Origin of the sequence: Brachybacterium sp. AOP25-B2-12, from assembly GCF_052378625.1 — a bacterium.
Taxonomy (GTDB): Bacteria; Actinomycetota; Actinomycetes; order Actinomycetales; family Dermabacteraceae; genus Brachybacterium.
The window spans coordinates 1-941 of sequence record NZ_JBQSXW010000071.1; the positions used below are offsets into that span (position 1 = coordinate 1).

At 66.3% G+C, this 941-nt stretch carries 1 pseudogene; it reads left to right on the forward strand.

Going from position 1 to position 941, the window contains the following annotated elements:
* Positions 1-11: 11 nt before the first annotated feature.
* Positions 12-941: pseudogene (locus ACT3TZ_RS15185) on the forward strand (IS3 family transposase); the annotation flags it as partial.

Consider the following 941-nt stretch of genomic DNA (forward strand, 5'->3'; position numbering starts at 1 on the left):
GGATGGACAGCATGCCGAAGAAGATCGATCCCCAGCTGCGCGCGAGGTGCGTGCGGCTCGTGCTTGAGCACCAGCAGGAGTACCCCACCCTGACCGCGGCGACCGCTGCGGTCGCTCGGCAGGAAGGCGTCTCGCGGGAGTCTGTGCGGCGTTGGCTCGCGCAGGCCGAGGTCGATGACGGAACCCGTCCAGGCATCACGAGCGAAGAGTCTGCCGAGGTCAAACGACTGAAGGCCGAGATCAAGCGGTTGCGTGAGGACAATGAGATCCTTCGTCGGGCTTCAATTTTCTTCGCGGGGGAGCTCGACCCCCGCAGCCGCTGATCCTGGCGTTCATCGACGAGATGCGCGCCGAGGGCTATGCAGTCGAGTCGATCCTCCGCGTCCTGCGTCAGCAGGGCCTGGAGATCGCTGCACGCACCTACCGAGCCTGGAAGAATCCGACGCGGATCGCTGCCCGCACCGTCACAGACGCCCTGGTCGAGGACAAGATTCGCGAGCGCGCCTGGACGACCAACCGCGTCACCGGGCTCATCCAGATGACGCCGGAGGGCCTCTACGGGCGACGGAAGTGGGTCGCCCTGCTCCGCCGTCAGAAGGGCCTCGTCGGCACGTCTCGCGGGGCGGTGGACCGGGTGATGCGCACCCTCGGGCTCGAGGGCGTCCGGCGCGTCAAGAAGCTCCGCACGACGATCTCCGACCCGGACGGGAAAAGAGCCAATGACCTGTTGAATCGTGACTTCACCGCCCCGGCTCCGAACCGGGTCTGGGTCACGGACTTCACCTACGTCCGCACCTGGGCGGGGTTCGTCTACGTCGCGTTCGTCGTCGACGTCTTCGCCCAACGGATCGTCGGCTGGCACGCCTCGACATCGAAGAAGGTCGACCTGGTCATGACCCCGCTGCGGATCGCGCTCTGGCAACGCGAAAGGGAAGGAAACC